This window comes from Saccharothrix sp. NPDC042600, from assembly GCF_040647305.1.
GTDB lineage: Bacteria > Actinomycetota > Actinomycetes > Mycobacteriales > Pseudonocardiaceae > Actinosynnema > Actinosynnema mutabilis.
On the sequence record NZ_JBEZBW010000107.1, the window covers coordinates 1 to 26,843 of the forward strand.

Sequence of the window (26,843 nt, forward strand, 5' to 3'; positions counted from 1 at the left end):
AAATTCGGCTGCACCCGACCAAAAGTGTGGTAGCCCTTCGGGCGGGCCATACGGAGATGACACAAGCAAGAAGCCCGGCTTGGGTTGTGTCCCCTTCGGTGGACTGCCCGCCGGCGGCTTCGCCGCCCTTGTTTTTCGTGTCAGCGTAGGCGGGTGACGCGGACGTCGCGGGCGCCCAGGTCTTCGCCGCACGTGGTGCATTCGACCTTCACGTCCACGTCCCCGCCGCAGTCCTTGTGGTGCAGGTCGAATGACGGGCCGTCGGCTGGGGCCATCCACTTGTCGCCCCACTTGCGCAGGGCCATCAGCACCGGGTACAGGTCCAGGCCCTTCTCGGTGAGCCGGTACTCGTAGCGGGTGCGCGAGTCCTTGTACGGGACGCGCCGCAGGATGCCCTCGTCCACGAATGTCGCCAGGCGCTCGGTGAGCACGCTGCGCGAGATGTCCATGGCGGATTGGAAGTCCTCGAACCGGCGCGTTCCCAGGAACGCCTGTCGGAGCAGCAGCAGTGTCCACCGCTCGCCCAGCAGGGCGGCGGGCAGCGACAGCGTGCACAGCTCGTCGACGACCTTGACGCGGGACATGGCCTCCAGAATACCCCTTGCGTTCGGAAACAGGACCCAGCTAGGGTTCGGAATCCGAACCTTGGGGGCGTGTCCGATGACCACTGTTCGCGTGCTCGACCGGGACGGGGCCGGCGCCGCCGTCGACGCCGTGTTCGACGGCCTCTCCGCCCAGAGCCGCTACCTGCGGTTCCACGCCCCGATGCCGCGCCTGACCGCGTCCATGCGCCGCCAGTTGACCGACCTGGACGGCTGGCAGCGCGCCGCCGTCGTCGCCGAGTGCGGGCAGCGGGCGGTCGGCATCGCGCGGTTGGCCGCGACCAGCGGCGGCTGCGCGGAGATGGCGGTCGCCGTGGTGGACCGGTGGCAGCGCAAGGGGGTCGGCACGCGCCTGATCACCGCCCTGGGCAACCTCGCGGTGGAACTGGACTACTCGGCGCTGACCGGCGACATCCTGCACGAGAACCTCGCGATGATGGCCCTGGTCCGCCGCGCCTTCCCCGGCGCGCGCCTGGAACCCACCGAGGACGAGGTGGTGCGGGTGACCTACCCGCTCACCTTCACGCTCACCCACGAGGAGCTGGTGGCGGACTTGCGCTGGTGACCACAATCGAGGCCATGCGAAAGGTACTCGGGTTGACCGCGGTCCTGGTGCTCCTCCTCGCTACGCCGCCCGCGTCGGCCTCCCCACCACCGGACCAGCCCCTCCCCGGGTACACGATCGACAACCCGCCGCTGCCGCCCGCCACCGTCGGCGGCCAACCCAGCCGGGTTCTCCAGGGCGTGCACGAGCACGCCGCCTACACCATCGAGGTCCCGCCCCGCTGGAACGGCCGGCTCGCCATGTGGGCGCACGGCTACCGCGGCGCGAGCACCGTGCTCACCGTGGACCCGCCCGGCTTCGGCCTGCGCCAGAAGCTGCTCGACCAGGGCTTCGCGTGGGCGGCCTCCAGCTACTACGCCAACAACTACGACGTGAAGGCCGGCGTCGAGAGCACGCACGACCTCGCGAAGGAGTTCGCCAAGCTCGTCGACAAGCCCAAGGACGTGTTCCTGCTCGGCGTCTCCATGGGCGGCCACGTCACCGGGCGGTCGCTGGAGCAGTACCCGCACTTCTACAAGGGCGCGCTGCCGATGTGCGGCGTGCTCGGCGACCACGAGCTGTTCGACTTCTTCCTGGACTACCAGGTCGTGGCGCAGGCGCTGGCCGGCATCGACGCCTACCCGCTGCCCGACGACTACCTGTCCGCCGTCGTGCCGCGCATCAAGGACGCCCTCGGCCTCAACGGCACGCCCAACGACCTCGGCAGGCAGTTCGCGCAGGTCGTGATCAACCGGTCCGGCGGGCCGCGGCCGGGCGCGGAGGCGGCGTTCGCGTTCTGGAAGGACTTCCTGTTCCAGTTGTCCGCGACCAGCACCGGCGACGGCCTGTCCACCGACCCGAGCCAGCTCGCCACCAACGTCCTCACGCGCTACGCCCCGAACTCGCCGGTGGACCTCAACCACAAGACCGAGCGGGTGTTCCCGGAGAACCTCAAGGCGCGGCTGACGCCGAAGCTCACCGAGGTCCCGCGCATCGACGGCCGCCCGACCGCGCCCGTGCTGTCCCTGCACAACCTCGGCGACCTGTTCGTGCCGTTCTCGATGGAGCAGCAGTACCGGCGGGACGTGCGCCTGCACGGCAAGGGCGACGCCCTGGTGCAGCGGGCGATCCGGGCGGTCAACCACTGCGAGTTCAGCCCCGCCGAGGCGGGCCGGGCCTGGGACGACCTGGTCGCCTGGGTGGACACCGGCAAGCGGCCCGACGGCGACGTCGTGGACGACCCGGCGGTGGTCGCGGCCCCGGCCTACGGCTGCCGGTTCACCGACCCGACCGCGTACGGGACGGGCAGCCGCAGGCTGTTCCCCGCTTGCTGAGCGGTATCGATCGGCGGCCGGACAACCGGGTGGTGCCGCCGGCAGGGTCTCGGGCGGACGACCCCGGGCGGTATGGGATGGGGAGGTGCACAACTCGCCGGACGCCGCTACCGGTACGACCACCACCGCGCGCATGGACCTGCGCGCCCGCGCGCGGGGTGAGGTGACCCTGTTGTCCCCCTCGGGGCGGCTGGACCTGTCCACCTACGCGGTGCTGCGGGACGGGCTGCTCAAGCACGTCGCCGAGCAACCCGTCGCCGTGGTCGTCGTGCTCGGGCCGGCGCTGGAGATCGGCAGCGACACGCTGGCCGGGGTGTTCGGCGCGGTGTGGCTGCGGTCCTGCCGGTGGCCGGGCGTGCCGGTGGTGCTGGTCGCCACCACCGACCGGCACCGCCGCCTGCTCTCGCGCACCGGGCTGCGCCGGTTCCTGCCGTGCCACGACCGGTTGAGCACGGCGCTGGCCGAGGTGGGCGCGCCGCCGCCGCGCCGCCGCGACCAGGCCGTGCTGCCCACCGACACCAACGCCGCCGACCTGGCCCGCGACTTCACCCGCCGCACCTGCCAGTCCTGGGGCGGGCTGCACGAGGTCACCGCGCGGGCGGTGTTGCTGGCGGCCGAGCTGGTGGTGGTCGCCCGGCGGCTGTCCGGTCGGGCCACCTCCCTGGAGCTGCGCGTGGAGCGGACGCCGCGGCAGCTCACCGTGGCCGTCCGCTACACCTCCGCGCAGCCGGCCCACCCGGGCCGGGCCCCGGACATGACCCGGGTGCACCGCCTGGCGACCGCGTGCGGTTCGACGCCGACCCTGGGGCGGGGCGACATCGTGTGGGCCGCGGTCGCGCTGGCCGAGTCGTCGTGACGGCGCTCAGCAGGTGGTGAACAGGTCCCGGGCGGCCTGGTCGGCGCGCGGCTCGTCCTCGGCGATGACCGCCTCGCGCAGCGCCCGGGCCGCGTCCCGGCACTTGGCGGCCGACGCGCTGTCGTCCTCGGCGCGCTTGCGGGCGGACTCGGCGGACTTCTGCGCGTCCTTCGCCTTGGCCGTCTCGTCCCGCGCGTCCTTGAGCTGCTTGGCGGACTCGGAGACCTGCTCCTCCTTCTCCGCGACCTGACCGGTGAGCCGGTCGTTCCGGCTCGACTCGTTCGCGAACAGGATCCCGAACACGCCGGCGGTCGCGAACAACACCACCGCGATGATCGACAACACGATCAGGCCGGTCTTCTTGCGCGGCGCGCCGGATTCACCCGCGGTCGGCGACGGGAATCCACCGGCCGGCGTGGCGGGCGGGAATCCGGTCGGCGCGGCGGGCTGGAATACGTCGGTCGGCGTGGCGGGCGCGAAACCGTCGGCCGGCGTGGCGGGTGGGGTCGGCTGGACCTGCGCGACCTGCTCGGGGTGGAGGCTGTAGGCCTCCAGCACCGGGAACGACGGCGGGTTCTCCGGTCTTCCGGAGTCCGGGTAGGTCATGGCAATCCCCCCTGAAAGATGTGCGCCCAGTATGGCGGCGACCGCACGATTCCGGCACTGGAATTCCCGTTTCCGCACAAATGATCCCGCGTTACGTGAATCGCATCTCAAGAACAGGCGAACGGAGTACCCCGAACGCGCTCGTCGCCGTCGTGCGCCGGAGGCCGAGGTTCCCTGCTCCACCCGGACCCGGCGAGCGCGGCGAAGATACGCGCCGTGTTGCGCCGTCGCCTCGATGGACCGGCGGCGTCGCGGCGGTAGCCTGGCCCGGTGCCGCTTCTGGGACCTGCCGACGAGTTGCCCCGATCGCCCCGCCGGGTCGTCGTCGCGGGCACGTCGGGCTCGGGCAAGACCACGTTGGCGCGCCAGATCGCCGTCGAACTCGGTCTGTCCTATGTGGAGATGGACTCGCTGTTCCACGGTCCACAGTGGACGCAACGGCCGGAGTTCGAGGACGACGTGCGCGCGCTGGTGCGCGGCGAGGCCTGGGCCACGGAGTGGCAGTACACCCGGGCCCGCCCGCTGCTGCTCGAACGCGCGGACACCCTGGTGTGGCTGGACCACCGCAAGCACACCGTGCTGCGGCGGATCACCGTCCGCACGGTGCGCCGCAGGCTGCGCAACGAGCAGTTGTGGAACGGCAACGTGGAGCCGCCGCTGCGCACCGTGTTCACCGACCGGGAGCACATCCTGCGCTGGGCGTGGAAGTCCCACCGCCGGACCGGCGAACGGGTGGCGGCGGTGCTGGCGGGCGAGCACGGTCCCCGACTGGCGGTGATCCGCCTGCGCGGGCAGCGTGAGGTGGACCAGTGGCGCGCCGGACCCCTCCGGCGCGCGGCGGAGCGCGGTGAGAGGTCGGTGCGATGAGGACGGCGTTGGTGCTGGGTGGAACCGGCATGCTGAAGGGCTGCGCGGACGAGCTCCTGGCGCAGGGCTGGCGGGTGGTCCTCCCCAGCCGCCGCGCGGGCTCCGGTCCGGGGTCGGCGGCCCGGCGGGCCCTGGGCGCCCGCGGCCACGTGCCCCAGCACGAGGGCAACCAGCCGAAACTGGTCGAGGCCGACTGGTCCCGGCCGGCTGAGCTGGCCGAACGCGTCCGCGCGGTCCTGGAGGCGCCCGCCGACCTGCTGGTGGCCTGGGTGCACGCGAGCTACCGGGTCCCGGTCCTGGAGGCGGTGGCCCCGCTGCTCGCCCCGGGCGCGCCGGTCGTGGAGGTCCACGACATCGGCGACATCAACCCCCGCGAGGGCGTGCGGGACCCGATCCTGTCCGGTCACCCGACCCAGCAGGTGGTGCTGGGCTTCATCCGCCACGGCTCCACCACGCGCTGGCTCAGCCACGAGGAGACCTCGGTCGGCGTCCTGGAGGCGGTGCACCGGGCGCTGGACGGCAAGTCGGCCTCCATCCACCAGATCGGCGAGGTGGACACCTGGGTGGTCCGCTCGTAGCCCGCGGCTCGTGCGTCAGGGCTTGAGGCCGCGCACCAGCAGCAGCACGGCCTCGCGGACGTCGGCCAGCGTCCGCTCGGGCTGGAAGACCTGCCAGTCCAGGGCGATCACCAGCAGGGTGCCGAACAGCGCCGCCGACGCCGTGCCCACCTGGACCCCGTCGGGCAGCCGGCCCTCGTCGGACAGCCGCTGCATCTGCCCCCGCACGATCGACACGATGTCGTCGCGCAGCAGGCTCAGCGTCCCGTGCCACTGGCCCGGCGTCCGCCACAGCTCGCTGACCAGCAGCTGCCCGAACGCCGGGTACTCGGCGAAGAAGCCGAGCATCCCGTCGACCAGCGACTCCATCGCGCGGTCGGTCTCGGCCTCGCCCTCCGCCACCCGCAGCCGGGCCGCCAGCAGGTCCACGCCGTGCCGCAGCAGGGCGTCCACCAGGGCGTCCTTGCTGGCGAAGTTGTAGTAGACGGTGCCCTTCGCGACCCCGGCCTCCGCGGCGATCTCGTCGACCGTCACGCTCGCCGCACCCCGTTCGCCGACCAGCTTCAGGGCCGCGTCGAACAACTTCTGCTTGGTCACGGCGGTGCGGCCGGGGCGCGTGCCGGTCACAGCACCAGCTCGGGCTTGAGGCGAGACGGGGTCCACACCCGCTGCTTGTACGCGGCCAGCGTCGACAAGGCAAGGGCGCCGACCAGGTAGGCCACCAGGATCAGGGCGTCGGTCCCGACGCTGCCCAGCGACCCGCCGTACATCAGGTGCCGCAGGCCGTCGACCGCGTACCCCATGGGCAGGCCGTAGTGCAGCGGGTACAGCGGCACCGGGATGGTCTGCCACGGGAACGTGCCGCCGGCGCTGACCAGTTGCAGGATCAGCAGCACCAGGCCGATGAACTTGCCGACCGCGCCGAACAGGGCGTTCAACGCGTGCAGCACGGCCACGAACGTCGCCGACGTCAGCAGCAGGAACCCCAGCGTGCCCAACGGGTGCGACGGCCGGATGTCCACCACCAGCGCCACCACCGAGAACATGACCACCACCTGCGCCGCACCCAGCAGGACACCCGGCAGCCAGCCGCCCAGCGCGACCCGCACCGCGTTCTGCCCGGCCGCGAGCCCCCGCTTGGACAGCGGCTTGAGCAGCAGGAACAGCACGAACGCGCCGATCCAGGTGGCCAGGCCCAGGAAGAACGGGGCCAGGCCCGCGCCGTAGGTGCCCGCCGAGGTCTGGCTGACCCCGCGCACGTTCACCGGGTCGCCGATGGTGTCGGCGGTGGCGTGGCGGGTCGGGTCGTCGGGGTTGGGGATCTGCTGGACGCCCGCGTTCAGCCCGTCGCGCAGCTGGTTCGCGCCGTCCACGAGCTTCTGCTCGCCGTCGCGCAACGACAGCGCGCCGTCGCGGAGCTGGGCGTTGCCGCTCGCGACCTGCGCCGCGCCGTCGTTGAGCCGGGTGATGGCGTCGGTCAGGGCCGGGGTGGCGGCGGCGAGCTGGGCCGCGCCGTCGGCGACCTGCCTGGACCCGTCGGACAGCGTCCGCAACTGGCCGGCCGCGCCCTGGACCTTGGCGTTCGCGTCGTCCACCGGCGCGCGGACGTCGGTCATGGCCTGCACGACCCGTTGCACCTGCTCCTCGGTGAACCCGAGCGCGCGCAGGCGGTTCGCGACGTCGCCGTTGAACTGGTCCAGCCGGCCGACCAGGGCCTGCGACTTGGCCGCGTAGTCCTCGGCGGTCCGGGCGACGGTCTCGTTGCCGTCGGAGACCTGCTTCGCGCCGTCGGCCAGCTGTTGGGACTTGCGCGGCAGGTCGGCCGTCGAATCACGCAGTTGCTTCAAGCCCGCCGAGACCTGCGCCGACCCGTCGGCCAGCGGCACCGCGCCGTTGACGATCTTCACGCTGCCGTCGTAGGCCTCCTGCGTGCCGGCCGCCAGCCGGGTGGCGCCGTCGGCGGCCTCCACGGTCTTCTGCCGGATCGTGGAGAACCCGAGCAGGAACTTGTCCGCCGCCTCCGCGCCCACCTTCACCGACACCGACCGGCGCACCTCCGCGACCACCTGGTTGGCGATGGTCGAGCCGAGGTAGTTGTTGGCGTCGTTGGTGGTCAGCATGATCACGCCCTGGCGCGGCTGGAAGTCGCCGGTGGACAGCAGGGCCTGCGAGAAGTCCTCGGGCAGCGTCAGCGCGAAGGTGTACTTGCCGCCGCGCACGCCCGCCTCGGCGTCCTGCTCGCCCACCCGGTGCCAGTCGAACCGGTCGCCGTTGACCAGCTCGGCGGCGACCTCCTCGCCGGCGTTCTTGAACTGGCCGTCGCTGGTGGTCGCGCCCTTGTCCTCGACGACCAGCGCGGCGGGGACCTGCTTGAGGTTCGCGTACGGGTCCTTGTTGGCGTAGAGGTAGAGCGCGGCGTAGAGCAGCGGCACGAGGCACAGGGCGAGCACGGCCAGCTTGGGAAGCTTGCCGGAGGTGATGCGGCGCAGCTCGTTGAACGCCATCCGCAGGGCGGTCACGACTTCTCCTCGGAGTCTTCGGTGGTCCCGACGGCGTCGTTGTCGGCGGTGGTGTCCAGGACGTTGTCGGAGCCCAGGCGCGCGACGGGGGCGTCCAGCGCGGCGGCGGAGACGGTGGTGCACAGCACGACCACGGACCGCTCGGCGGTCACGTGCTCGCGGGCCGACTTCCACCAGGTGGCGGGGTCGCCGTGGTAGCGGTCGGGGGTGTCCAGCACCAGGACCTCGGCACCCGGCCGCCCGGCGGCCAGTTCCAGCATCAGCGAGCACCGGAGATCGGCCGGCACGTACTCGTAGCGCGTGGTCAGGTGCTCGTCCGCGCCGCGCTCGACCAGCCAGTCGGCCACGGCCTTGCGCCCGCTGCGGCGCCCGTTCATGGCCAGCTCCTCGCCGACCACGCCCGCCAGCGTCAACGACGCCTCCGGCTCGTTCACCCCGGGGGAGTCGACCAGCACGACGTGCCGCCGCAGCAGCGCGGCGTCCGGCGACACGGTCCCGGTGCTGGGCCGCATCCGGCCCGACAGCACCAGCGCGAGCGCGGTGTGCCCGGCCCCGGGCGGTCCCGCCACCAGCACCGCCTCGCCCGCCGGCACGCGCAGTCCGGTCGGCTTGAGCAACGGGCCGTGCGGCCCGGCGACGCCGACGCGCTGGGCGTGGATCTCCACGAGGTGCCCTCCTTTGAACTGACCGGTCAGTTCAAATAGTGGCGCAGCCGTCGGCACCCCGCAACCCGAGCACGTGTGACGTCGATCGACCGCCGCTACAGCATGCGGTCAGCCGCGCACCCGCGCAGCACGTCCTAGCGGAGCGCGCCGGCGGGCCGGACCTCCCAGACCGTCCACAGCGGGCGGTAGCCCTGCCGCGGCCAGAACACCGAGGACAGCGGGTTCGGCGGGTTGTAGTAGAGGTAGGTGCCCACCGTGCCCAGCCGGTGCAGCTCCCGGTGCGCGTGGGCCATCAGCCGCTGCCCGATCCCGGTCCCGCGGGCGCCCGGCAGCACCGACACGCAGTTGACGTACCCCCACCGCCCGAGCGGGAGCCGCGTGGACGTCCAGTTGCCCGGCTCGGACACCACCACCGCGCACTCCGCCAGCGCCACGGCGATGCCGTCCCGCTCGGCCAGCCACGCCGGACCGCCCGCCGCCAACCGCTCGGCCAGCGTCCGCCGCTTCAGCTCCGCCGCCTCCGGCCGGTCGACCGTGGACCCGACCAGGGCCGAGTACCGGAGTTCGGCCAGCGCCAGGGCCAGCACGGTGTCCAGGTCGGCCGGGGTCGCCCGGCGGATGGTCAACGACGCGTCCGCGGGCGGCGGACCGGCCCGGCGCACGGCGATCACCGACAGCGGCACCAGCCCGTGGTCCAGCAGCACCCGGGCGGCCTCAGCGTCGCGGCTCGGCCAGGTCAGCACGCACGCCGAGTCCTGCTCGGCCGGGCCCACGCGGTCCATCCGGTGCCGCCACGCCCGCAGCAACGCGTCCATCGCCGCCGCGCCGCCGCCGCCCACCAGCGGCGTCAGCTCCCAGACCTCGGTGGCCGACCACAGCCGCGCGGCGGACCGGCGGTCGTGGACCTGCCTGGTCAGCACGCCCGCCACCCTGGTCCCGTCCGGCAGGGCCGCGGTCACCACGTCGCCGTCCGGCGGCGCGGTCACCGCGGGCAACAACGGGTCCAAGCACGCGAAGCGCGCGCTCTGCGCCTCCACCAGCCCCCGACTGACGGTCATGCACCGCAGGTTACGGCTTGCGCGTCCGCAGGATCGCGGTCCCGGGGAACAGCCGCCCGCGCAGGGGGGACCACTGGCCCCACCTCCGGGTGTGGCCGGCGGGCCACTCGGGCTCCACCACGTCCTCCAGCACCAGGCCCGCCGCGACCAGGGCGCGCACGTAGTCGCCCATGGTGCGGTGGTGCTCCACGTACGTGGCGCGGCCGGTGTCGTCGACCTCCACGTACGGGGTGCGGTCGAAGTACGACTGCGTCACGGTCAGTCCGCCCGGCCCCGGGTCGTCCGGGAAGATCCACCTGATCGGGTGGGTCACCGAGAACACCCACGGCGCGCCCGGCCGCAGCACCCGCGCGACCTCCGCGAACACCTCGCCGACGTCGGCCACGAACGGCACCGCGCCGAACGCCGAGCACGCCGCGTCGAAGCTGCCCGCCGCGAACGGCATCTGGTCCGCGCTGGCCTGCACCAGCGGCACGTCGAGGCCGGTCGAGGCGTTGCCCGCGACGGCGTGCCGCAGCATGCCCGCGGAGATGTCGAAGGCCACCACGTCCGCGCCCGCCGCCTTCAGCCACCGCGCGCACGGGGCGGACCCGCACCCGACCTCCAGCACCCGCCGGCCGGCCACGTCGCCCAGGTAGCGCGCCTCGGCCTCGCGCACGCCCTCCGGGCACCACACGAACTCCGCCGCGCCCAGGAAGTCGCCGTGCTCGGCGTGGTAGTCGTCGGCGTCGGCGTCCCACCAGATGCGGTTCGCGGTCCGGGACTCGGCGGCGTCGGCCCCGCGCTTGGCGATACCGGTGGTGCCCAGCGCGAGTTCCGCGCCGGCGTGCTGGTCGGACACACTGCTCCTTCGAGGGGTACCGGTTTGCCCGGTGGTCGTCGGGCCGCGTACGATACCGCCCGCGTAGTGGGTTCGCGCTGCCCATGATCGGTGTGCAGTCACGGGATCGGTCGTCGGGGGAAGCCTTGCCTCCCGCGCAGCGTTGCACCCAAGGCCAGACAACCCCAATCCGTACCGGAGCCACCTACCTAATGTCCACCGACACCACCACTGTCCCGGCTGCCACCGCGCCGAAGCAGCAGATCGCTATCAACGATATCGGGACGGAGGAGGACTTCCTCGCCGCCATCGACAAGACCATCAAGTACTTCAACGATGGCGATATCGTCGAGGGCACCATCGTCAAGGTCGACCGGGACGAGGTCCTGCTCGACATCGGCTACAAGACCGAGGGCGTCATCCCCTCGCGAGAGTTGTCGATCAAGCACGACGTCGACCCCAACGAGGTTGTGAAGGTCGGTGACGAGGTCGAGGCCCTGGTCCTCCAGAAGGAGGACAAGGAAGGTCGGCTGATCCTCTCCAAGAAGCGCGCGCAGTACGAGCGCGCCTGGGGCACCATCGAGGCGCTCAAGGAGAAGGACGAGCCGGTCCGCGGCACCGTCATCGAGGTCGTCAAGGGCGGCCTCATCCTGGACATCGGCCTCCGGGGCTTCCTCCCCGCCTCGCTCGTGGAGATGCGGCGCGTCCGCGACCTCCAGCCCTACGTGGGCCGCGAGCTGGAGGCGAAGATCATCGAGCTGGACAAGAACCGCAACAACGTGGTCCTGTCCCGCCGCGCCTGGCTGGAGCAGACCCAGTCCGAGGTCCGCAGCGAGTTCCTCAACCAGCTGCAGAAGGGCCAGGTCCGCAAGGGCGTCGTGTCCTCCATCGTCAACTTCGGCGCCTTCGTGGACCTGGGTGGCGTGGACGGCCTGGTGCACGTCTCCGAGCTGTCCTGGAAGCACATCGACCACCCGTCCGAGGTCGTCGAGGTGGGCCAGGAGGTCACCGTCGAGGTCCTCGACGTCGACATGGAGCGCGAGCGCGTGTCGCTGTCGCTCAAGGCGACGCAGGAAGACCCGTGGCGCCAGTTCGCCCGGACCCACGCGATCGGCCAGATCGTGCCGGGCAAGGTCACCAAGCTGGTTCCGTTCGGCGCGTTCGTCCGCGTGGACGAGGGCATCGAGGGCCTGGTCCACATCTCCGAGCTGGCCGAGCGCCACGTGGAGATCCCGGAGCAGGTCGTCCAGGTCGGCGACGACGTCATGGTCAAGGTCATCGACATCGACCTCGACCGCCGGCGGATCTCGCTGTCGCTCAAGCAGGCCAACGAGGGCTTCACGGTCGACTCCGAGTTCGACCCGACCCAGTACGGCATGGCCGCCGAGTACGACGACCAGGGCAACTACATCTACCCCGAGGGCTTCGACCCGGAGACCCAGGAGTGGCAGGAAGGCTTCGACAAGCAGCGCGAGGAGTGGGAGCGGCAGTACGCCGAGGCCCACCTGCGCTACGAGGCCCACATGAAGCAGGTCGCCAAGGCCGCCGCGGCCGAGGAAGAGGCCGCGGGCGAGACCAACTACTCGTCGGGCGGCGACGCCCCGGCGTCCACCGGTGGCGGCGCTCCGGCGCAGGCCGGTGGCACGCTGGCCAGCGACGAGCAGCTGGCCGCGCTCCGCGAGAAGCTGTCGGGCGGCGCCTGATCAGCGCATCGGGCGGTTTGAAGTGACCGTCTGAACGCAACGCCGCAACGGCCCCGCATCGGTTACGGTGCGGGGCCGTTGTCGTGCGCTAAGTTGTGATCCCTATGGGTGCGCGAACGAGGCGGTTGGCGGCGTTGGGCCTGGTGGTGACGGCCCTGGGGGCGTGTGCGCGGGAGAAACCCCCGGCGGCCCCGCCACCCCAGATCCCCACCATCGTGGCCCCGACCAGCGCGAGCAAGATCCGCCCCATGGTCGACCGGCCGATGCCGGAGGACTGCGAGCTGATCGTGCCCGTCGAGCGGGTCAACGAGCTGATCGGCCGCAAGATGGAGGGGGAGCTGAAGATGATCGTCGGCATCCCCGAGCCGTCCATCGCGCGCACCGCGAAGATCGACTGCTACCACGACGTGCCCAAGGGCAAGAACTTCGCCGAGTCGCCGCTGATCATCGGGCTCGCGACCTACGAGGACGAGGCGTCGGCCAAGGAGCGGGTGGCCGAGAGCGTCGAGGCGGAGAAGAAGGAGGGCGGGCAGGCGAGCGAGGTCGAGGTGACCAAGCACAAGGCGCAGTTGGTCACGACCGGCGCCGAGCGGCTGCTGATCGGGTCGTTGGGGAAGACGACCTACGTGGTGCGCACCAAGGCCGGCTACCTGCCCGAGGACAAGGTGAAGGACATGCTGACGGCGCTGGCCGTGCAGTCCATGACGCCCATCGAGGACGCCTGAAGTCGATCGCGGCCCGTCCCGGTTCCCGGCAGACTGTGCGCCATGTTGCGCGTTGGCCTCTCGGGGGGCATCGGGTCGGGTAAGTCGACGGTGGCGGGCAGGCTCGCGGAGCACGGGGCGGTGGTGATCGACTCCGACCGGCTGGCCCGGGAGGTGGTCGAGCCGGGCTCGCCGGCGTTGCGGGACATCGAGGAGGCGTTCGGGGCGTCCGTGCTCAACGCGGACGGGTCGCTGGACCGGGCGGCCCTGGCCGAGCGGGTGTTCGGGTCGGGGGACGACCGCGACCGGCAGACCCTCAACGGGATCACGCACCCCCGGATCGCCGCGCGGACCGCCGAGCTCATCGCCGCCGCGCCGGAGGACGCGATCATCGTCCACGACGTGCCGCTGCTGGTGGAGAACGGCCTGGCGCCCGCCTACCACCTCGTGGTCATCGTCCACGCCGACCCCGAGCAGCGGGTCAAGCGGCTGGTCGGCCGCGGCCTGGACGAGCAGGACGCCCGCAACCGCATGGCCAAGCAGGCCACCGACGAGCAGCGCCGCGCCGTGGCGGACGTGTGGCTGGACAACAGCGGCACCCCCGACCAGGTCCTGCCGGCCGTGGACGAGCTGTGGGCGGACCGGCTGGTGCCCTACGAGGCCAACGTGCGCCTGCGCCGCTACGCCGGCGGCCCGCCGAAGGTGGTGCCCTACGACGAGACCTGGCCGATGCAGGCCGAGCGCATCGCCAAGCGGATCTCACTGGCGGCGGGCGGGCGGCACGTCGAGCACATCGGGTCCACGGCGATCCCCGGCCTGGCGGCCAAGGACGTGCTGGACTTCCAGCTCGGCGTCACGTCGATGGAGGAGGCCGAGGGGCTCGCCGACGCGCTGGCGGAGGCCGGGTTCCCGGCGCTGGGCTACGGCGAGGACGCCGTGCGGTTCGGCGACCCGGCGGAGTGGGTGAAGCGGCTGCACGCGGGCACGGACCCCAAGCGGCGGGTCAACCTGCACGTCCGGGTCGAGAACGGCCCGGCGTGGACGTGGGCGGTCCGGTTCCGGGACTGGCTGCGGGTCGACGAGGCCGCCCGCCGCGAGTACGAGGCCGTGAAGCTGGAGCTGTCCTCGCAGTTCGCCGGCGACCGCGACGGGTTCGCCTACGGGGACGCCAAGGAGCCGTTCATGGCGGCCGCGGTCGAGCGCATGGCGGCCTTCTACAGGGACGGCCAGACGTCGTAGATGCCGCGGTGGGTCAGCCACGCGCCCAGGTCGTGGCGGTGCAGGCTGACCTGCTCCAGCGTGCGGTGCACGGTGCGCAGGGCCTGGTCGGCGTCCTCGGGGCCGAGGACCCGGCCGGCCACCGCCGCCGCGAACTCCTCCGACCGCACGATGCGCGCCGTGGTGCCGCCGGGCACGGCCAGGCCGAGCAGGAGGTCGGTGGTGCGCCACGACCGGCCGTCGCGCTGCACGCGGACCGCGCTGAGCACGCTGGGGCCGCTGCGGGCGTGCCGGGAGCGGGGCCGCTGGTGGGTGAGCCGCAGACCGAGGTCCGGCATCAACCAGGTGACCTCCGAGTCGGAGAACGGGTCCTCCGGGGTCGGGCACTCCAGGCGCAGTCCCCAGTGCTCCACCCGGCACGTCGTCAAGTGCCGCGACATGCCCGAGGAGTAGCTCCGAACAGCGCTGACGGTGTCGACCACGTCGACGAGCTGAGGTGTGATGACCGCTCCCACGCGACCCGAGGGTAGCCGTAAGTGTGCGGCTGGTAACACAGCGGGTCGATTCGTTACATCACGGTCTGTGTAGGGGTAGGTCACTTTCAGGTGACGGACTCGGATGGCGGTTGACCAGCGGGTCTCACCGTCTGTATTACCGTCGACGCCATGTGGTGACCGTTCCCTGAGCGGCAAGCCAACGGACGGTGTCGTGCCCGTGGGCGGCGATTCCCGCCACGGCGCGGTAGGTGGTCTCCAGCGCCCACTGCGCGCGTTCTGGTTGCACAAGACCGCGTTGGAGCGCCATCAGCAGTTCGTCGGTGTCCAACACGCGCACGCTGTGCCCGGTGCGCACGACGAGGTCCAAGTAGAGGTCCACGGTCTTCCACACGGACCCGCTGGAGCTGATCTCCACCACGTCGAGGTAGAGGTCGTAGTCGCACTCGTGGCCGGGGTGCCAGGACTGGCGGGTGACGCGCAGGCCGTGCGCGGGCAGCAGCCACGACTCGAAGTGCGACAGGCGGGGGTGGCCGGGCACCGGCCGGAACATGTAGAGCCCGTCCGCGGTCAGGCGGTACTCGTCGACGCCGCGCAGGATGCCCTTCGGGTCCGTGTTGCTCTTGGCGTCGAGGTCGAAGTACTCGATCTTGGGCGGGTGGATGTGCATGTGCGTGGTCCCTGCGGCGCTCAGCGTCACGTGCGCACCCTATGCACGCGTACCGGCCGAACACCCCGTTCAGTCACCCGAAAGTAGGATGATCGCTTAGTCTTCCGGCCATGTTCGGAATCATCCGCCCGTGCCGCAACCGCCTGGGCGCGGACCTGCGCGAATCCTGGCTGGCGCACCTGTGCGGGCTGTGCCTCGCGCTGCGCGACGACCACGGTCACATGGCGCGGGTGGTGACCAACTACGACGGTCTCGTCATCTCGGCTCTTGTAGAGGCGCAGAGGGGCCGTTCAAGGCGCACCGCGGGGCCTTGTGCGTTGCGCGGGATGCAGTCGGCCGACGTCGCAGTGGGCGCGGGTGCGCGGCTGGCCGCGACGGTGTCGCTGGTGCTGGCGTCGGCGAAGGTCGGCGACCACGTGGACGACCGGGACGGCGCGTTCGCGTCCGCGCCGGTGCGGGGCATCGGGCGGCAGGTGGCGCGGCGCTGGGCGGCGCAGGCGGCGGCCACCGGCGTGGACCTCGGGTTCGACACGTCCGTGCTGGTCGCGGCGGTGGCGCGGCAGTCGGAGGTGGAGGCGGCGGCCGGGCTGGGCAGCTCGGTGCTGCTGGTGACCGAGCCGACCGAGACCGCCGCGGGCGAGGCCGTGGCGCAGACCGCCGTGCTGGCCGGGCGACCGGGGAACGCCGCGCCGTTGCGGGAGGTGGGTCGGCTGTTCGGGCGGCTGGCGCACCTGTTGGACGCCGTGGAGGACCTTGCGGTAGACCGTGCGTCGGGCGCCTACAACCCGCTTGATGCGACCGGCACGTCCCTTGAAGAGGCCCGGCGGCTGTGTGAGGACGCCGCGCTGGGCATCAAGCTGGCGCTGAAGGAGGTCGAGTTCGCCGACGACCGCCTGGTGCACACGCTGCTCGTGCACGAGGTGCGCGAGTCGATCCGCCGGGCGTTCGGCGAGCCCCACTCCCACGCGTGCCCGACCGGCCTGCACTCCCCGACTTCCGCCGACGCGGTCGGCCACACCCCGCCCGGCTGGAACCCCGAGCCCGGCATGTACCCGCCCGCTCAGCCGCCCCAGGGTCCGCCGTCGCCCTACGGCGGCCACCCGGCCGGCCAGGTGCCGCCCGGCGCGGTTCCGCCGCCCGGCGCGATGCCCCCGCCCGGAGCCCCCGGCACCGGCGGCACCCCGCCGCCGAAGAAGGGCAAGCGCAAGCGCGCCGCCGAGCCGCCGCCCGGCAGCGGCCTGTGGTGCTGGCCGAAGCTGGTCAAGCCGCCGATCGAGCGTGGGTTCGTGCTGGGCTGCCTGGCGATCCTCTACCAGTGCGGCACCTGCCAGTACTGCTGCCGCGACCCGTACCCCGGGCCGTTCAGCGGCAAGCCGCACGACGCCTGGTGCAACTGCGACTGCGGCAGCCCGAACTGCGACTGCGACTGCGGGTGCTGCGACTGCTGACCCGGGTGTGACGCCCCTGACCAGGGCCGACCGAAAATTGTCGGACCCGGGGCGTACCGTCGTGTCCGTGGCATTCCCAACCGAGATCCCGGTCAAGGCGCACTCGTCGCACCGCCCCGTCGGGGACATCCCCCGTTCCGACGGGCAGTTCCGCGTGGTCAGCGAGTACCAGCCGGCGGGCGACCAGCCGGCGGCCATCGCCGAGCTGGAACGCCGGATCAGGGGCGGCGAGAAGGACGTCGTGCTGCTGGGCGCCACCGGTACGGGCAAGTCCGCCACCACGGCGTGGCTGGTGGAGAAGCTGCAGCGGCCCACGCTGGTGATGGCGCCGAACAAGACGCTGGCCGCCCAGCTCGCCAACGAGCTGAAGGAGTTCTTCCCGCACAACGCGGTGGAGTACTTCGTCAGCTACTACGACTACTACCAGCCCGAGGCGTACATCCCGCAGACCGACACCTACATCGAGAAGGACTCCTCGATCAACGAGGACGTGGAGCGGCTGCGCCACTCGGCCACCATGAGCCTGTTGACCAGGCGTGACGTGATCGTGGTCGCGTCCGTGTCGTGCATCTACGGCCTGGGCACGCCGCAGTCCTACCTCGACCGGTCGATCCACCTGGAGGTCGGGGGCGAGGTCGAGCGCGACCTGCTGCTGCGGGCGCTGGTCGACATCCAGTACGCGCGCAACGACATCGCGTTCAACCGCGGCACGTTCCGGGTGCGCGGCGACACGGTGGAGGTCATCCCGGCGTACGAGGAGCTGGCGGTCCGCATCGAGTTCTTCGGCGACGAGATCGACAAGCTGTACTACCTGCACCCGCTCACCGGCGACGTGATCCGCGAGGTCGACGAGCTGCGCATCTTCCCGGCGACCCACTACGTGGCCGGTCCGGAGCGCATGGAGAAGGCCATCGCCAACATCGAGGCGGAGCTGGCCGACCAGCTGTCCAAGATGGAGCGGCAGGGCAAGCTGCTGGAGGCGCAGCGGCTGCGCATGCGCACGACCTACGACATCGAGATGATGCGCCAGGTCGGGTTCTGCTCGGGCATCGAGAACTACTCGCGGCACATCGACGACCGCGGTCCGGGCACCGCGCCCGCCACCCTGATCGACTACTTCCCGGACGACTTCCTGCTGGTCATCGACGAGTCCCACGTCACCGTGCCGCAGATCGGCGGCATGTACGAGGGCGACGCGTCGCGCAAGCGCAACCTGGTCGAGCACGGCTTCCGCCTGCCCAGCGCGCTGGACAACCGGCCGCTGACCTGGGAGGAGTTCGCCGACCGGATCGGGCAGACGGTGTACCTGTCGGCCACCCCGGGCCCGTACGAGATGGGCCAGGCGGGCGGCGAGTTCGTGGAGCAGGTCATCCGCCCGACGGGCCTGGTCGACCCCGAGGTGGTGGTCAAGCCCACCGAGGGCCAGATCGACGACCTGGTCCACGAGATCCGCGTCCGCGCCGAACGCGACGAACGCGTCCTGGTCACCACGTTGACCAAGAAGATGGCCGAGGACCTCACGGACTACCTCCTGGAACTGGGCATCCGGGTCCGCTACCTGCACTCCGAGGTGGACACGCTGCGCCGCGTGGAGCTGCTGCGCCAGCTGCGCCTGGGCGAGTACGACGTCCTGATCGGCATCAACCTCCTGCGCGAGGGCCTGGACCTGCCGGAGGTCTCGCTGGTGGCGATCCTGGACGCCGACAAGGAGGGCTTCCTGCGCTCGGGCACGAGCCTGATCCAGACCATCGGCCGCGCGGCCCGCAACGTGTCCGGCGAGGTCCACATGTACGCGGACCGGATCACCGACTCGATGCGGCACGCGATCGACGAGACCAACCGGCGGCGGGCCAAGCAGATCGCCTACAACGAGGCGCACGGCCTCGACCCCCAGCCGCTGCGCAAGAAGATCACCGACATCCTGGAGCAGGTCTACGCCGAGGCGGAGGACGCCATCGCCCCCGGCGGCTCCGGCCGCAACACCTCGCGCGGCAAGAAGCCCACCGGCGACCCGGGCGCGAGCGGACGCAGCTCGGGCGTCCTGGCCGACCGCGACACCACGACCATGGCGAGGTCCGAACTGGCCGACCTGGTCCAGCAACTGACCGACCAGATGATGAACGCGGCCCGCGAACTCCAGTTCGAACTGGCGGCCCGCCTGCGCGACGAGATCCAGGACCTGAAGAAGGAACTCCGAGGCATGGACGCGGCCGGCGTCAAATAACCCCGCTCCCACCACACCGGCCCCGGCGCTCACCCAGCGCCGGGGCCGACCCCTTCCCGCACCCGCGACGGGGCGACCGGACCGGGCGCGAGCACAGCGGCGGCTAGCGGTTGTGCCGGGCGGCGCCGGCTCCCGCGGTCTTCTCCAGGTTGGCGGCCATCTTCTCCAGGGTCGCGATGGTGGCGGCGTAGTCCTCGGCGGTCAGGCCCGTCATCAGGGTGGTCCGCACGCCGTCCACGCGGCTCGCGGTGGCGTGGACGGTCTGCTCGCCCGCTTCGGTCAACCTGCCGTCGGCGACCCATCCGCGCTCGACCAGGTCCGGCACGAGCGGGTCGTCGGGGAGGGCGCCGGCGCGGGCCTCGTTGAGCAGTTGCCAGTGCCGGCGGGTCAGGTCGGTGGCGGCCAGGGCGTTGTCGAACGCGGCGTCGATCAGGGCGTCCAGGTGCTTCAGCCAGTAGCCGATGGGCTTCACGACGGGGCTCCGGATACATGTAAAGTGACAAGTAGTTGTCTTCGAGTATGTATCTGGGGGTCGAGCGTGGACAAGAGCCTCCTGGCCGTCGAACGGGCGATGGTCGAGATCCGGCGTCGGCAGCGGCGGCGGGCGTTGGCGGGCGGTGTGGTCGGGCCGCACGTCGAGGTGCTCGACGTCGTGGAGGCGGCTGAGGAGGCCGGCGAGCGGGTCACCGTGTCGGCGGTGGCCGCCGCGCTCGGGATCGACCAGCCCCGGGCCAGCCGGCTGGTCGCGGCGGCGGTGGGGGAGGGGTGGGTGCGGCGCGAGGCCGACCAGGCGGACGGGCGGCGGGCGTACCTGGTGCGGACCGCCGAGGGGCGCGCGTTGTCCCGCCTGGTCCACGAGCGCCGGCAGCGGGCGTTCGACCGGGCCATGGCCGACTGGACCGACGCCGAGCGGGAGGCGTTCGCCGTGCTGCTGGGGCGTTTTGTCGGTGCGTTGGCCTAGCGTGTGCGCGTGACCGTTGACGACGTGATCGCGTACTGCCTGGCCAAGCCCGGGGCCGAGGAGAGCTACCCCTGGGGTGACGAGGAGCTGGTCTGCAAGGTCGGCGGCAAGGCGTTCGCGTTCATCGGCCTGCCGAGCGAGACCGTCGGCGTGAAGTGCGGCGTGACCGCCGAGGACGCGGCCGAGTGGCGGGAGCGGTTCCCGGACGACGTCACCACCAGCCCCTACATCGGCCGCTACGGCTGGAACCGCGTGCGGCTGAGCGGCGGCGTGCCGACTGACGAGGTCCGGGACCTCCTCGACCGGTCCTACGACGCCGTCGTGGCCAAGTTGCCGCGCGGCAAGCGTCCCTGAGCGGCCGGCGGCGCCAGGACCAGCCTCCGCCGCACGCCGTCGTGCGCCCGGGCGGCCTCCGCCAGCGGCCACGTCTCCGGCTCGGCCACGCGCAGGGCGCCGGCGTCCACCATGTCCACCAGCGACGCCAACTGCCGCCCGTCGGCCCTGATCCACACGTTCGACACCCGCACACCGCGCAACGCGACCGGCGTCGCCGACCCGAGCACCGCGACGAACGAACCACCGCCGCGCACCGCGTCCAACGCCTCGACGCCCAGCGCCGCCGCGTCCACCACGCCGTCCACCCCGCCCGGCACGACCGCGCGCACCGCCGCCCCGACGTCCGCCCCCCGCGGGACGACCCGGGTCGCCCCGTACTCCCGCACCCGGGCCTCGTCCGACGCCAGCGCCACCACCCGCAACCCCCGCGCCACCGCGAGCTGCACGGCGAACCCGCCCACGGACCCGCCCGCCCCGGTCACCAGCACGGACCCGCCCGCCGGCACGCCCAGCAGGTCCAACGCCTGCAACGCCGTCAACCCGCCCAACGGCAGCGTGCCCGCCGCCGCCGGCGACACCGTCCTCGGCGCCGCCGCCACCGCCGACGCGTCCAGCACCACGAACTCCGCCTGCGCCCCCAACGTCGGCAGCCGGTCCCGCAGCCCGACCACCTCGGCCCCCACCGCGAACGGCGCCCCGGTCCCGACCGCGTCCACCACCCCGGCGACGTCCCAGCCGAGCCCGACCGTCCCCGCCGGCATGAGCCCGGCCGCGTGCAGCGCCCCCGACCGGGTCGCGAAGTCCACCGGGTTCACCGCCGCCGCCACCACGCGGATCCGCACCTGCCCCGGACCGGGCGCCGGCACGGGGACGTCCGCCACTTCCACCACTTCCGGTCCACCGAAGGACCGCACGATCACCGCGAGCATGGGAACGAACCTACGGAGAGCTACTCTCCGTCAGGAAGTACGTACCTTGAAGTGCGTAAGGGAGCCCATGGTCACCCGCACCGCCCGCGAACGGCGCGAAGAACGCCGCCAGGCCTTCGACGCCTACCTGAAGGAGTGCCCGGCGCGGCACCTGCTCGACCGGATCAGCGACAAGTGGGTCAGCCTGGTCCTGGTCGCGCTGGCCGCCGGACCCCGCCGCTACAGCGAGTTGAGCCACACGATCGCGGGCGTCAGCCAGAAGATGCTCACGCAGACGCTGCGGTCGCTCGAACGGGACGGGTTGATCACCCGGACGGTCACCGCCGAGGTGCCCGCGCGGGTCGACTACGAGCTCACGCCGCTGGGCCGGGGGCTCCTGCCGGTCATGGCCGCCATCAAGGAGTGGGCGGAGAACAACATCGAGGACGTGCTGGCGAGCCGGGAGCGGTACGACCGCTCCCGGCCCACCGGCTAACCGCTCCCGGCCCGCCGGCTAACCGTTCCCGGCCCGCCGGCTAGGACGTGATGTCCTTGCGGGCGAACTTCCGGGCCGCCAGCAGCGTGAAGAACCCGCCGTAGGCCAGGGCGGAGAACGTGCCCCGCGCCATCTGCGACCAGTCCACGTCCGACGACAGCAGGTCCACCCACGCCAGCGCGTAGTGCGTCGGCAGGTAGTCCCGCAGGTCCTCCAGCGCCGTGATCTGGTCCAGGATCTGCGACACGATCGACACCAGCACCGCGCCGCCGACCGCGCCCAGCGGCGCGTCCGTGGACACCGACAGGAACAGCGCCAGCCCCGCCAACCAGAACAGGTGGATGGAGATGTAGCAGACCGCCAGCGCCAACCCGTACACGCCGGACCCGAACGACGCCGCCTCACCGGTCGGGGACACGGCCTCGCCCGCCCCGTACCAGACGACGCCCACGGCCAGCGCCACCAACGGCAGCAGCACCAGCGCGAACACCGACAGCAGCCCCGAGGCCACGGCCTTGCGCCGCAGCAGCCGGTGCCGCGGGATCGGCGCGGCCAGCAGGTACTTCAGGCTCGACCACGACGCCTCGGACGCGATCGTGTCGCCGAAGAACAACGCCACGATCATCGGCAGCAGGAAGCTCCCGGACACGAACAGCGTGAGGATCACGAAGTTCACGCCGGACGCCGTCGCCAGGTCCACGAACCCGCCCGAGCGGCGGTTGGGCGATGCCTGACCCAGTTCGAACGCCACCACCAGGATGAACGGCAGCAGCACCAGGAAACCCAGCACCAACTGCGTCCGCCGCCGGCGCAACTGCCGCACCAGCTCGACCCGCACCGGCAGCGTCCGACCGGCCCGGTAGCCGACCTTGGACCCGTCCGGCGCGACCCGCGACTCCTCGTGCTCCGCCGCGTCGGTCAGGTCGGAGATCGCCGACGGGTCGGTGTGCACCCCGTTCTCGCTCATTCGCCCACCAACTCCAGGAACGCGTCCTCCAACCGGCGGCGCGGACCGGCCTGGTCGACCGCCACCCCCGCCGTCACCAACGCCTGCAGCGCCTCCGCGCGCGGCGTGCCGTTCAGGCTCGCGTGGACCTGCTCGCCGTCGACCGACACCGACTTCACGCCCGACAGCCCGCGCAGCACCTCGGCCGCCTCCTCGGGCCGGTCGACCCGGAAGCTGGCCTCGCCGCCGCCCGTCGCGATCTGCTCGACCGGACCGGCCGCGACCAGGGTGCCCTTGTGCATGACCACGACGTGGCTGCACGTCTGCTCGACCTCGGCGAGCAGGTGGGAGGACACCAGCACCGTGCGCCCGGCGGCGGCGTAGCGCCGCAGCACCTCGCGCATCTGGTGGATCTGGGGCGGGTCGAGCCCGTTGGTCGGCTCGTCGAGCACGAGCAGGTCCGGCAGGCCGAGCATCGCCTGGGCGATGGCGAGCCGCTGCCGCATGCCCTGGCTGTACGTGCGGACCTTGCGGTGCACGGCGGCGCCCAGGCCCGCGATCTCCAGCGCCTCCTCGAAGTGCGCCTGCTCGACCGGGCGGCCGGTCGCGGCCCAGTACAGCTTCAGGTTCGCGATGCCGGACAGGTGCGGCAGGAAGCCCGATCCCTCCACGAACGACCCGATCCGGGACAGCACCGGCGCGCCGGCGTGCACCCGGTGCCCGAACACCCTGATCTCGCCGTCGGACGGCGTGATCAGGCCCATCAGCATCCGCAACGTGGTCGTCTTGCCCGCGCCGTTGGGGCCGAGCAGGCCCAGCACCTGGCCGTGCTCCACCCGGAACGACAGGTCCCGCACGGCGGTCAGCCCGCCCGGGTAGGACTTGGTCAGCCCCGAGATGACCAGCGGCACCGACGTCAGCTCCGGGTCCACGTCGGCGGTCAGCCGGCGGCGGAACCACGCCACCACGGCCACCACCAGGCACGCGACGAGCACGATCGCGATGCCCCACAGCGCGCCGGTGGGCACCTCGCTGGTCGCGTTCGCGCCCGGCACCACCGGCACCGACAGCTCCGGCGAGGCCAGCGAGATCCGGTACGCGGCGGGCTCGGTCGCGTTGGCGTACGCCTGGTCCGTGGTGGACACGACGAGCTGCAACCGGTGGTCGCTCTCCACCGGCCGCACCGCGCCCGGCAGCGTCACGGTCACCTCGACCGGCGTGCCGTCGGCGGGCAGGTTGCGCACCCGGAACGGCGCGACCGCCGAACCGGGCAGCGTGCGCACGCCGTTGGCGTCGGCGTCGTAGAGCTTGGCGAACAGCACGGCCCCGTCCGCGGGCACCGGCGTGCCGGGCACCGCGGCGACCCGCAGCTTCACCGTGGACGCGCCGGTGAGCAGCACCTGCGAGGTGAACGGCTCGCTGGCGAACACCGCCGCCTGGCCGGGCAGGTCGATCGACAGCCGCGCGGTCAGCGAGGACGACCGCGACAGCGCCGACCCGAGGCCGGGCAGGCTGGACACCGCCGCCGGGTTGCCGCCCGCCGGGTTGACCACCGTCTGGTCCCGCCCGGTCAGCGGCACGGCCTTGCGCTCGACCGCGCCGCCGCCGGCCAGGCCGGGGTAGGCGGGCGCGACGACGTCGCGCAGCGACGGCGCGCCGCTGCTGCGGAACGCGCCCACCACCGTGTACTCGAAGCCGGTGCCCGGGTCGGCGCCCTTGCCGTCGAGGTGGAACGCCATCCAGTCGGCGATCCGCCCGCGCAGCTCGGGGCCCGGGGACCCGCCGTCGTGGCCGCCGGAGTACCAGACGACCTTGACCTTCGCGCCGTTCGCGGCGATCTGGCGGGCGTTGGCGTCGGCCTGGTCCAGGCCGAACAGGGTGTCCTGCTCGCCCTGCACCAGCATCGTCGGCTGGGTGATCTTGTCGGCGACCGAGGCGGGGGAGGAGCGGCGCAGGATCTCCAGCGTCTTCTCGCCGGCCCGGCCGGTCGTCGCGACCTCGGTGTACGCGGCGCACACGTCGGCGGCGAACCGGCCGCACGCGCCGTTCACCGGGCCCGCGGGCCGGCCCTGTTGCTGCGGCGCGGTGACCGCCGCCGCGGCGGCGTCGGCCGCCTGACCGGCCCCGTTGTCGTCCTGACCGGGTTCGGCGGCCTCCTGGCCGGGGCTCGCGAGGTCGCCGCCGGACAGGCCCGCGGAGAAGAAGATGCCCGCCCAGGACCGCTTGAACACGCCGTCGTCGCCGAACGCGCCGGCCGCCGGGGACGCGGTGTCCACCGCGTCGGTGCTCGCGGAGTTCGGCAGCAGCGCCTGGCCGAGGTCGTTGAACGTGATCACCGGCGCGATCGTGTCCACCCGCTGGTCGACGCCTGCCAGCGACAGCGCCAGCGCGCCGCCGTAGGACCCGCCGGTCACGCCCACGCGCGGGTCGCCCGCACCGTCGGTGCGCACCTCCTCGCGGGTGGCGAGCCAGTCCAGCAGTTTCTGCGCGTCGCGGACCTCGTGGTCCACCGAGTTCAGCTCGATGGAGCCGGTGCTGCGGCCGAAGCCGCGCGCCGAGTAGGCCAGGACGACGAACCCGCGCTGGGCCAGCTCGGTCGCCTGGGCGGACACGCTGTCCTTGCTGCCGCCGAAGCCGTGCGGGAGCAGCACCGCCGGGGCCGGGGTGCGTTCGGGCAGGTAGAGGGTGGTGTCGAGTTGGATCGTCCGGTCGCTGCCCGGGCTTTCCGGCACGTCGATCACCGCGTCGCGGGTGCTCACCGGCGGTGGGTCGTCGTCCCCGCGCGTCCAGACCACGACGGCGCCCACCAGGGCGACCAGCACGACCAGCGCGGGGAGCGACCACCTGCCGCGGAGGCGGGAGGATGGGGCCACGTCGCTGAGGTTAGGCCGACCGCGTCACACTGGCGTGTGAAGCTGAGAAGACGTGATCTCCGAGGTCGCGCTTTCTCAGCGAAAGCCCACCCGGCCGGGTGTGTCTGATCACCTCGGCTGGCGCGAACCCGCAGTAATGCGTGAGACTGGGCGGGAGTGTGGAGGGGAGTACTCCCTCGCGGCGGTGTCGTCAGCACGGAGCCCAACGTCGGGGTCCCGGTGCCGCCGGTCGATCCTGTGATCGGCGGAGGAGACCTCCGGTCATTGGCGTGCGCGCGATGTACCGGAGGAGTAATCGATGGCAGTCCCCGCGTGGTTGTGGATCGCGACGATCGCGGGCCTTCTCGCCCTGCTCGCGATCGACCTGTTCATCGTCGACCGCAAGCCGCACGAGGTCACCATCGGTGAAGCCGGCCGGTGGGTGACCTTCTACGTCGCGGTCGCGGTGGCGTTCGGTCTGGGCGTCTGGTCCCTGTTCGGCGGCACCTACGCGGGTGAGTTCTTCGCCGGGTACATCACGGAGTACTCGCTCAGCGTCGACAACCTCTTCATCTTCTTGATCATCATGAGCACCTTCAAGGTGCCCGCGATCCACCAGCACAAGGTGCTGCTCGTGGGCATCCTGATGGCGCTGGTCATGCGCGGCATCTTCATCGCCGTCGGCGCGGTGGCGATCGCCCAGTTCAGCTGGATCTTCTACTTCTTCGGCGCGTTCCTGATCTACACCGGCTACAAGCTGGCGCGGACGGACCACGACGAGGAGGAAGAGGAGTTCAAGGAGAACGCGGCGCTGCGCATCGTCCGCAAGATCTTCCCGGTGACCGACCAGTACCACGGCTCCAAGTCGTTCCTGAAGATCGACGGCAAGCGGTTCGTGACCCCGATGTTCATCGTCATGGTGGCGATCGGCACCACGGACCTGCTGTTCGCGCTGGACTCGATCCCGGCGATCTTCGGTCTGACCAAGGAGCCGTTCCTGGTCTTCACCGCGAACGCGTTCGCCCTGATGGGTCTGCGGCAGCTGTACTTCCTGCTCGGTGGTCTGCTGAACAAGCTGGTGTACCTGTCGATCGGCCTGTCGGTGATCCTGGGCTTCATCGGCGTGAAGCTGATCCTGGAGGCGCTGCACTCCAACGCGCTGCCGTTCCTCAACGACGGGCAGCCGCTGCCGGTGCCGGTGATCGGGATCGAGCTGTCGCTGTCGGTCATCGTGGGCGTCCTGGCCATCACGACGATCGCGTCCCTGATCAAGGTCCGCCGCCACCCGGAGGCCGCCAAGCAGGTCGTCAAGTAGCTCCACCCGCCACGCGCGCCACCTCCCGCCGGGAGGTGGCGCGCGCTGCTTCTCCGGGCCGCCGCACGAGCCACCACGACGCACCCTCCTTGGCCCAGCGCATCGGCAGGGAGCCGACCGGGCAGTGCACCCGCAGCGAC

27 protein-coding genes are annotated in these 26,843 nt (G+C 72.1%); 14 read left to right on the plus strand and 13 right to left on the minus strand.

Features of this window, described 5'->3' with window-relative positions; genetic code table 11:
- Positions 1-140 precede the first annotated feature (140 nt).
- Positions 141-584, minus strand: coding sequence for a helix-turn-helix domain-containing protein (locus tag AB0A74_RS36305; protein ID WP_358256813.1), 444 nt, complete (start codon positions 582-584; stop codon positions 141-143).
- Positions 585-660: 76 nt separating this feature from the next.
- On the opposite strand from AB0A74_RS36305, the gene AB0A74_RS36310 reads away from it, so the two are divergent.
- The 3 genes from AB0A74_RS36310 to AB0A74_RS36320 all read left to right on the plus strand — a co-directional run bounded on the left by AB0A74_RS36310 (position 661) and on the right by AB0A74_RS36320 (position 3,336).
- Positions 661-1,167, plus strand: coding sequence for a GNAT family N-acetyltransferase (locus AB0A74_RS36310; protein WP_358256814.1), 507 nt, complete (start codon positions 661-663; stop codon positions 1,165-1,167).
- A 14-nt stretch (positions 1,168-1,181) separates the two neighbouring features.
- Positions 1,182-2,480, plus strand: coding sequence for a hypothetical protein (locus tag AB0A74_RS36315; RefSeq protein WP_358256815.1), 1,299 nt, complete (start codon positions 1,182-1,184; stop codon positions 2,478-2,480).
- An 85-nt stretch (positions 2,481-2,565) separates the two neighbouring features.
- Entirely contained in the window at positions 2,566-3,336 is a 771-nt protein-coding gene (locus AB0A74_RS36320) for an STAS domain-containing protein (RefSeq protein ID WP_358256817.1), read from the plus strand.
- A 6-nt stretch (positions 3,337-3,342) separates the two neighbouring features.
- Here the strand turns inward: AB0A74_RS36320 and AB0A74_RS36325 are convergent, their stop codons facing one another.
- Entirely contained in the window at positions 3,343-3,942 is a 600-nt protein-coding gene (locus AB0A74_RS36325) for a hypothetical protein (protein ID WP_358256819.1), read from the minus strand.
- 270 nt (positions 3,943-4,212) lie between these two features.
- Here AB0A74_RS36325 and AB0A74_RS36330 point away from each other — a divergent pair, with 270 nt between their 5' ends.
- Positions 4,213-4,809, plus strand: coding sequence for an AAA family ATPase (locus AB0A74_RS36330; RefSeq protein ID WP_358256821.1), 597 nt, complete (start codon positions 4,213-4,215; stop codon positions 4,807-4,809).
- The gene (locus AB0A74_RS36335) at positions 4,806-5,387 is read left to right on the plus strand and encodes a hypothetical protein (RefSeq protein ID WP_358256823.1); all 582 of its coding nucleotides are present in this window, start codon (positions 4,806-4,808) and stop codon (positions 5,385-5,387) included. The genes AB0A74_RS36330 and AB0A74_RS36335 overlap by 4 nt, the downstream gene beginning before the upstream one ends.
- A gap of 15 nt (positions 5,388-5,402) precedes the next feature.
- On the opposite strand, the gene AB0A74_RS36340 is transcribed toward AB0A74_RS36335, so the two are convergent.
- The 5 genes from AB0A74_RS36340 to AB0A74_RS36360 all read right to left on the minus strand — a co-directional run bounded on the left by AB0A74_RS36340 (position 5,403) and on the right by AB0A74_RS36360 (position 10,449).
- On the minus strand, positions 5,403-5,993 hold the full coding sequence (locus AB0A74_RS36340; RefSeq protein ID WP_358256825.1) for a TetR/AcrR family transcriptional regulator: 591 nt from the start codon (positions 5,991-5,993) through the stop codon (positions 5,403-5,405).
- The gene (locus tag AB0A74_RS36345; RefSeq protein WP_358256827.1) at positions 5,990-7,885 is read right to left on the minus strand and encodes a YhgE/Pip domain-containing protein; all 1,896 of its coding nucleotides are present in this window, start codon (positions 7,883-7,885) and stop codon (positions 5,990-5,992) included. The genes AB0A74_RS36340 and AB0A74_RS36345 overlap by 4 nt, the downstream gene beginning before the upstream one ends.
- Positions 7,882-8,550 carry a hypothetical protein gene (locus AB0A74_RS36350; RefSeq protein WP_358256829.1) on the minus strand — a complete coding sequence of 223 codons (669 nt, stop codon included), beginning with the start codon at positions 8,548-8,550 and terminating at the stop codon, positions 7,882-7,884. The genes AB0A74_RS36345 and AB0A74_RS36350 overlap by 4 nt, the downstream gene beginning before the upstream one ends.
- Before the next feature lie 134 nt (positions 8,551-8,684).
- Positions 8,685-9,608, minus strand: coding sequence for a GNAT family N-acetyltransferase (locus AB0A74_RS36355; RefSeq protein WP_358256831.1), 924 nt, complete (start codon positions 9,606-9,608; stop codon positions 8,685-8,687).
- 10 nt (positions 9,609-9,618) lie between these two features.
- Entirely contained in the window at positions 9,619-10,449 is an 831-nt protein-coding gene (locus tag AB0A74_RS36360; protein WP_358256833.1) for a class I SAM-dependent methyltransferase, read from the minus strand.
- Positions 10,450-10,640: 191 nt separating this feature from the next.
- Here AB0A74_RS36360 and rpsA point away from each other — a divergent pair, with 191 nt between their 5' ends.
- The 3 genes from rpsA (at position 10,641) to coaE (ending at position 14,074) form a co-directional block, all read left to right on the plus strand.
- Positions 10,641-12,131, plus strand: a complete 1,491-nt coding sequence (gene rpsA / locus AB0A74_RS36365; protein WP_121227167.1) for a 30S ribosomal protein S1 — start codon at positions 10,641-10,643, stop codon at positions 12,129-12,131.
- A 104-nt stretch (positions 12,132-12,235) separates the two neighbouring features.
- Entirely contained in the window at positions 12,236-12,856 is a 621-nt protein-coding gene (locus tag AB0A74_RS36370) for a hypothetical protein (RefSeq protein WP_358256835.1), read from the plus strand.
- 42 nt (positions 12,857-12,898) lie between these two features.
- On the plus strand, positions 12,899-14,074 hold the full coding sequence (coaE, locus tag AB0A74_RS36375) for a dephospho-CoA kinase (protein ID WP_358256837.1): 1,176 nt from the start codon (positions 12,899-12,901) through the stop codon (positions 14,072-14,074).
- Here coaE and AB0A74_RS36380 read toward each other — a convergent pair.
- Positions 14,050-14,568: a hypothetical protein gene (locus AB0A74_RS36380; RefSeq protein WP_343934315.1), complete on the minus strand. Its 519-nt coding sequence runs from the start codon at positions 14,566-14,568 to the stop codon at positions 14,050-14,052. The two genes, coaE and AB0A74_RS36380, sit on opposite strands and share 25 nt — an antisense overlap.
- A gap of 136 nt (positions 14,569-14,704) precedes the next feature.
- Positions 14,705-15,217, minus strand: a complete 513-nt coding sequence (locus tag AB0A74_RS36385) for a DUF402 domain-containing protein (protein WP_343934633.1) — start codon at positions 15,215-15,217, stop codon at positions 14,705-14,707.
- 110 nt (positions 15,218-15,327) lie between these two features.
- On the opposite strand from AB0A74_RS36385, the gene AB0A74_RS36390 reads away from it, so the two are divergent.
- Positions 15,328-16,665 carry a DUF5685 family protein gene (locus AB0A74_RS36390; RefSeq protein ID WP_358256838.1) on the plus strand — a complete coding sequence of 446 codons (1,338 nt, stop codon included), beginning with the start codon at positions 15,328-15,330 and terminating at the stop codon, positions 16,663-16,665.
- A 67-nt stretch (positions 16,666-16,732) separates the two neighbouring features.
- Positions 16,733-18,889, plus strand: a complete 2,157-nt coding sequence (uvrB, locus tag AB0A74_RS36395) for an excinuclease ABC subunit UvrB (protein ID WP_358256840.1) — start codon at positions 16,733-16,735, stop codon at positions 18,887-18,889.
- 103 nt (positions 18,890-18,992) lie between these two features.
- Here the strand turns inward: uvrB and AB0A74_RS36400 are convergent, their stop codons facing one another.
- Positions 18,993-19,361 (minus strand): MarR family transcriptional regulator, encoded by a 369-nt coding sequence (locus AB0A74_RS36400; protein ID WP_358256841.1) that lies wholly within the window; start codon positions 19,359-19,361, stop codon positions 18,993-18,995.
- 66 nt (positions 19,362-19,427) lie between these two features.
- Between AB0A74_RS36400 and AB0A74_RS36405 the strand changes: the two genes are divergently transcribed.
- Complete coding sequence (locus tag AB0A74_RS36405) at positions 19,428-19,850, plus strand: MarR family transcriptional regulator (RefSeq protein ID WP_358256842.1); 423 nt, start codon at positions 19,428-19,430, stop codon at positions 19,848-19,850.
- A 9-nt stretch (positions 19,851-19,859) separates the two neighbouring features.
- On the plus strand, positions 19,860-20,204 hold the full coding sequence (locus AB0A74_RS36410; protein WP_358256843.1) for an MmcQ/YjbR family DNA-binding protein: 345 nt from the start codon (positions 19,860-19,862) through the stop codon (positions 20,202-20,204).
- On the opposite strand, the gene AB0A74_RS36415 is transcribed toward AB0A74_RS36410, so the two are convergent.
- Entirely contained in the window at positions 20,159-21,115 is a 957-nt protein-coding gene (locus AB0A74_RS36415; RefSeq protein ID WP_358256845.1) for an NADP-dependent oxidoreductase, read from the minus strand. The two genes, AB0A74_RS36410 and AB0A74_RS36415, sit on opposite strands and share 46 nt — an antisense overlap.
- A gap of 67 nt (positions 21,116-21,182) precedes the next feature.
- Between AB0A74_RS36415 and AB0A74_RS36420 the strand changes: the two genes are divergently transcribed.
- Positions 21,183-21,590 (plus strand): helix-turn-helix domain-containing protein, encoded by a 408-nt coding sequence (locus tag AB0A74_RS36420; RefSeq protein WP_358256846.1) that lies wholly within the window; start codon positions 21,183-21,185, stop codon positions 21,588-21,590.
- A gap of 40 nt (positions 21,591-21,630) precedes the next feature.
- Here the strand turns inward: AB0A74_RS36420 and AB0A74_RS36425 are convergent, their stop codons facing one another.
- Positions 21,631-22,557: an ABC transporter permease subunit gene (locus AB0A74_RS36425; RefSeq protein WP_358256847.1), complete on the minus strand. Its 927-nt coding sequence runs from the start codon at positions 22,555-22,557 to the stop codon at positions 21,631-21,633.
- Positions 22,554-25,409 carry an alpha/beta fold hydrolase gene (locus tag AB0A74_RS36430; protein WP_358256849.1) on the minus strand — a complete coding sequence of 952 codons (2,856 nt, stop codon included), beginning with the start codon at positions 25,407-25,409 and terminating at the stop codon, positions 22,554-22,556. Before AB0A74_RS36430 ends, AB0A74_RS36425 begins: the two co-directional genes overlap by 4 nt.
- A gap of 298 nt (positions 25,410-25,707) precedes the next feature.
- Between AB0A74_RS36430 and AB0A74_RS36435 the strand changes: the two genes are divergently transcribed.
- A complete protein-coding gene (locus AB0A74_RS36435; RefSeq protein WP_343934307.1) occupies positions 25,708-26,703 on the plus strand; it encodes a TerC family protein in 996 nt (331 codons plus the stop codon).
- Positions 26,704-26,843 lie beyond the last annotated feature (140 nt).

What these genes read in the sequence shown, in the direction of transcription:
- AB0A74_RS36435 (WP_343934307.1), top strand. Translation starts at nt 25,708, where the DNA reads ATGGCAGTCCCCGCGTGGTTGTGGATCGCGACGATCGCGGGCCTTCTC.
- AB0A74_RS36315 (WP_358256815.1), top strand. Translation starts at nt 1,182, where the DNA reads ATGCGAAAGGTACTCGGGTTGACCGCGGTCCTGGTGCTCCTCCTCGCT.
- AB0A74_RS36390 (WP_358256838.1), top strand. Translation starts at nt 15,328, where the DNA reads ATGTTCGGAATCATCCGCCCGTGCCGCAACCGCCTGGGCGCGGACCTG.
- AB0A74_RS36325 (WP_358256819.1), bottom strand. Translation starts at nt 3,942, where the DNA reads ATGACCTACCCGGACTCCGGAAGACCGGAGAACCCGCCGTCGTTCCCG.
- coaE (WP_358256837.1), top strand. Translation starts at nt 12,899, where the DNA reads ATGTTGCGCGTTGGCCTCTCGGGGGGCATCGGGTCGGGTAAGTCGACG.
- AB0A74_RS36335 (WP_358256823.1), top strand. Translation starts at nt 4,806, where the DNA reads ATGAGGACGGCGTTGGTGCTGGGTGGAACCGGCATGCTGAAGGGCTGC.
- rpsA (WP_121227167.1), top strand. Translation starts at nt 10,641, where the DNA reads ATGTCCACCGACACCACCACTGTCCCGGCTGCCACCGCGCCGAAGCAG.
- AB0A74_RS36370 (WP_358256835.1), top strand. Translation starts at nt 12,236, where the DNA reads ATGGGTGCGCGAACGAGGCGGTTGGCGGCGTTGGGCCTGGTGGTGACG.
- AB0A74_RS36425 (WP_358256847.1), bottom strand. Translation starts at nt 22,557, where the DNA reads ATGAGCGAGAACGGGGTGCACACCGACCCGTCGGCGATCTCCGACCTG.
- AB0A74_RS36415 (WP_358256845.1), bottom strand. Translation starts at nt 21,115, where the DNA reads ATGCTCGCGGTGATCGTGCGGTCCTTCGGTGGACCGGAAGTGGTGGAA.
- AB0A74_RS36305 (WP_358256813.1), bottom strand. Translation starts at nt 584, where the DNA reads ATGTCCCGCGTCAAGGTCGTCGACGAGCTGTGCACGCTGTCGCTGCCC.
- AB0A74_RS36355 (WP_358256831.1), bottom strand. Translation starts at nt 9,608, where the DNA reads ATGACCGTCAGTCGGGGGCTGGTGGAGGCGCAGAGCGCGCGCTTCGCG.
- AB0A74_RS36385 (WP_343934633.1), bottom strand. Translation starts at nt 15,217, where the DNA reads ATGCACATCCACCCGCCCAAGATCGAGTACTTCGACCTCGACGCCAAG.
- AB0A74_RS36310 (WP_358256814.1), top strand. Translation starts at nt 661, where the DNA reads ATGACCACTGTTCGCGTGCTCGACCGGGACGGGGCCGGCGCCGCCGTC.
- AB0A74_RS36420 (WP_358256846.1), top strand. Translation starts at nt 21,183, where the DNA reads ATGGTCACCCGCACCGCCCGCGAACGGCGCGAAGAACGCCGCCAGGCC.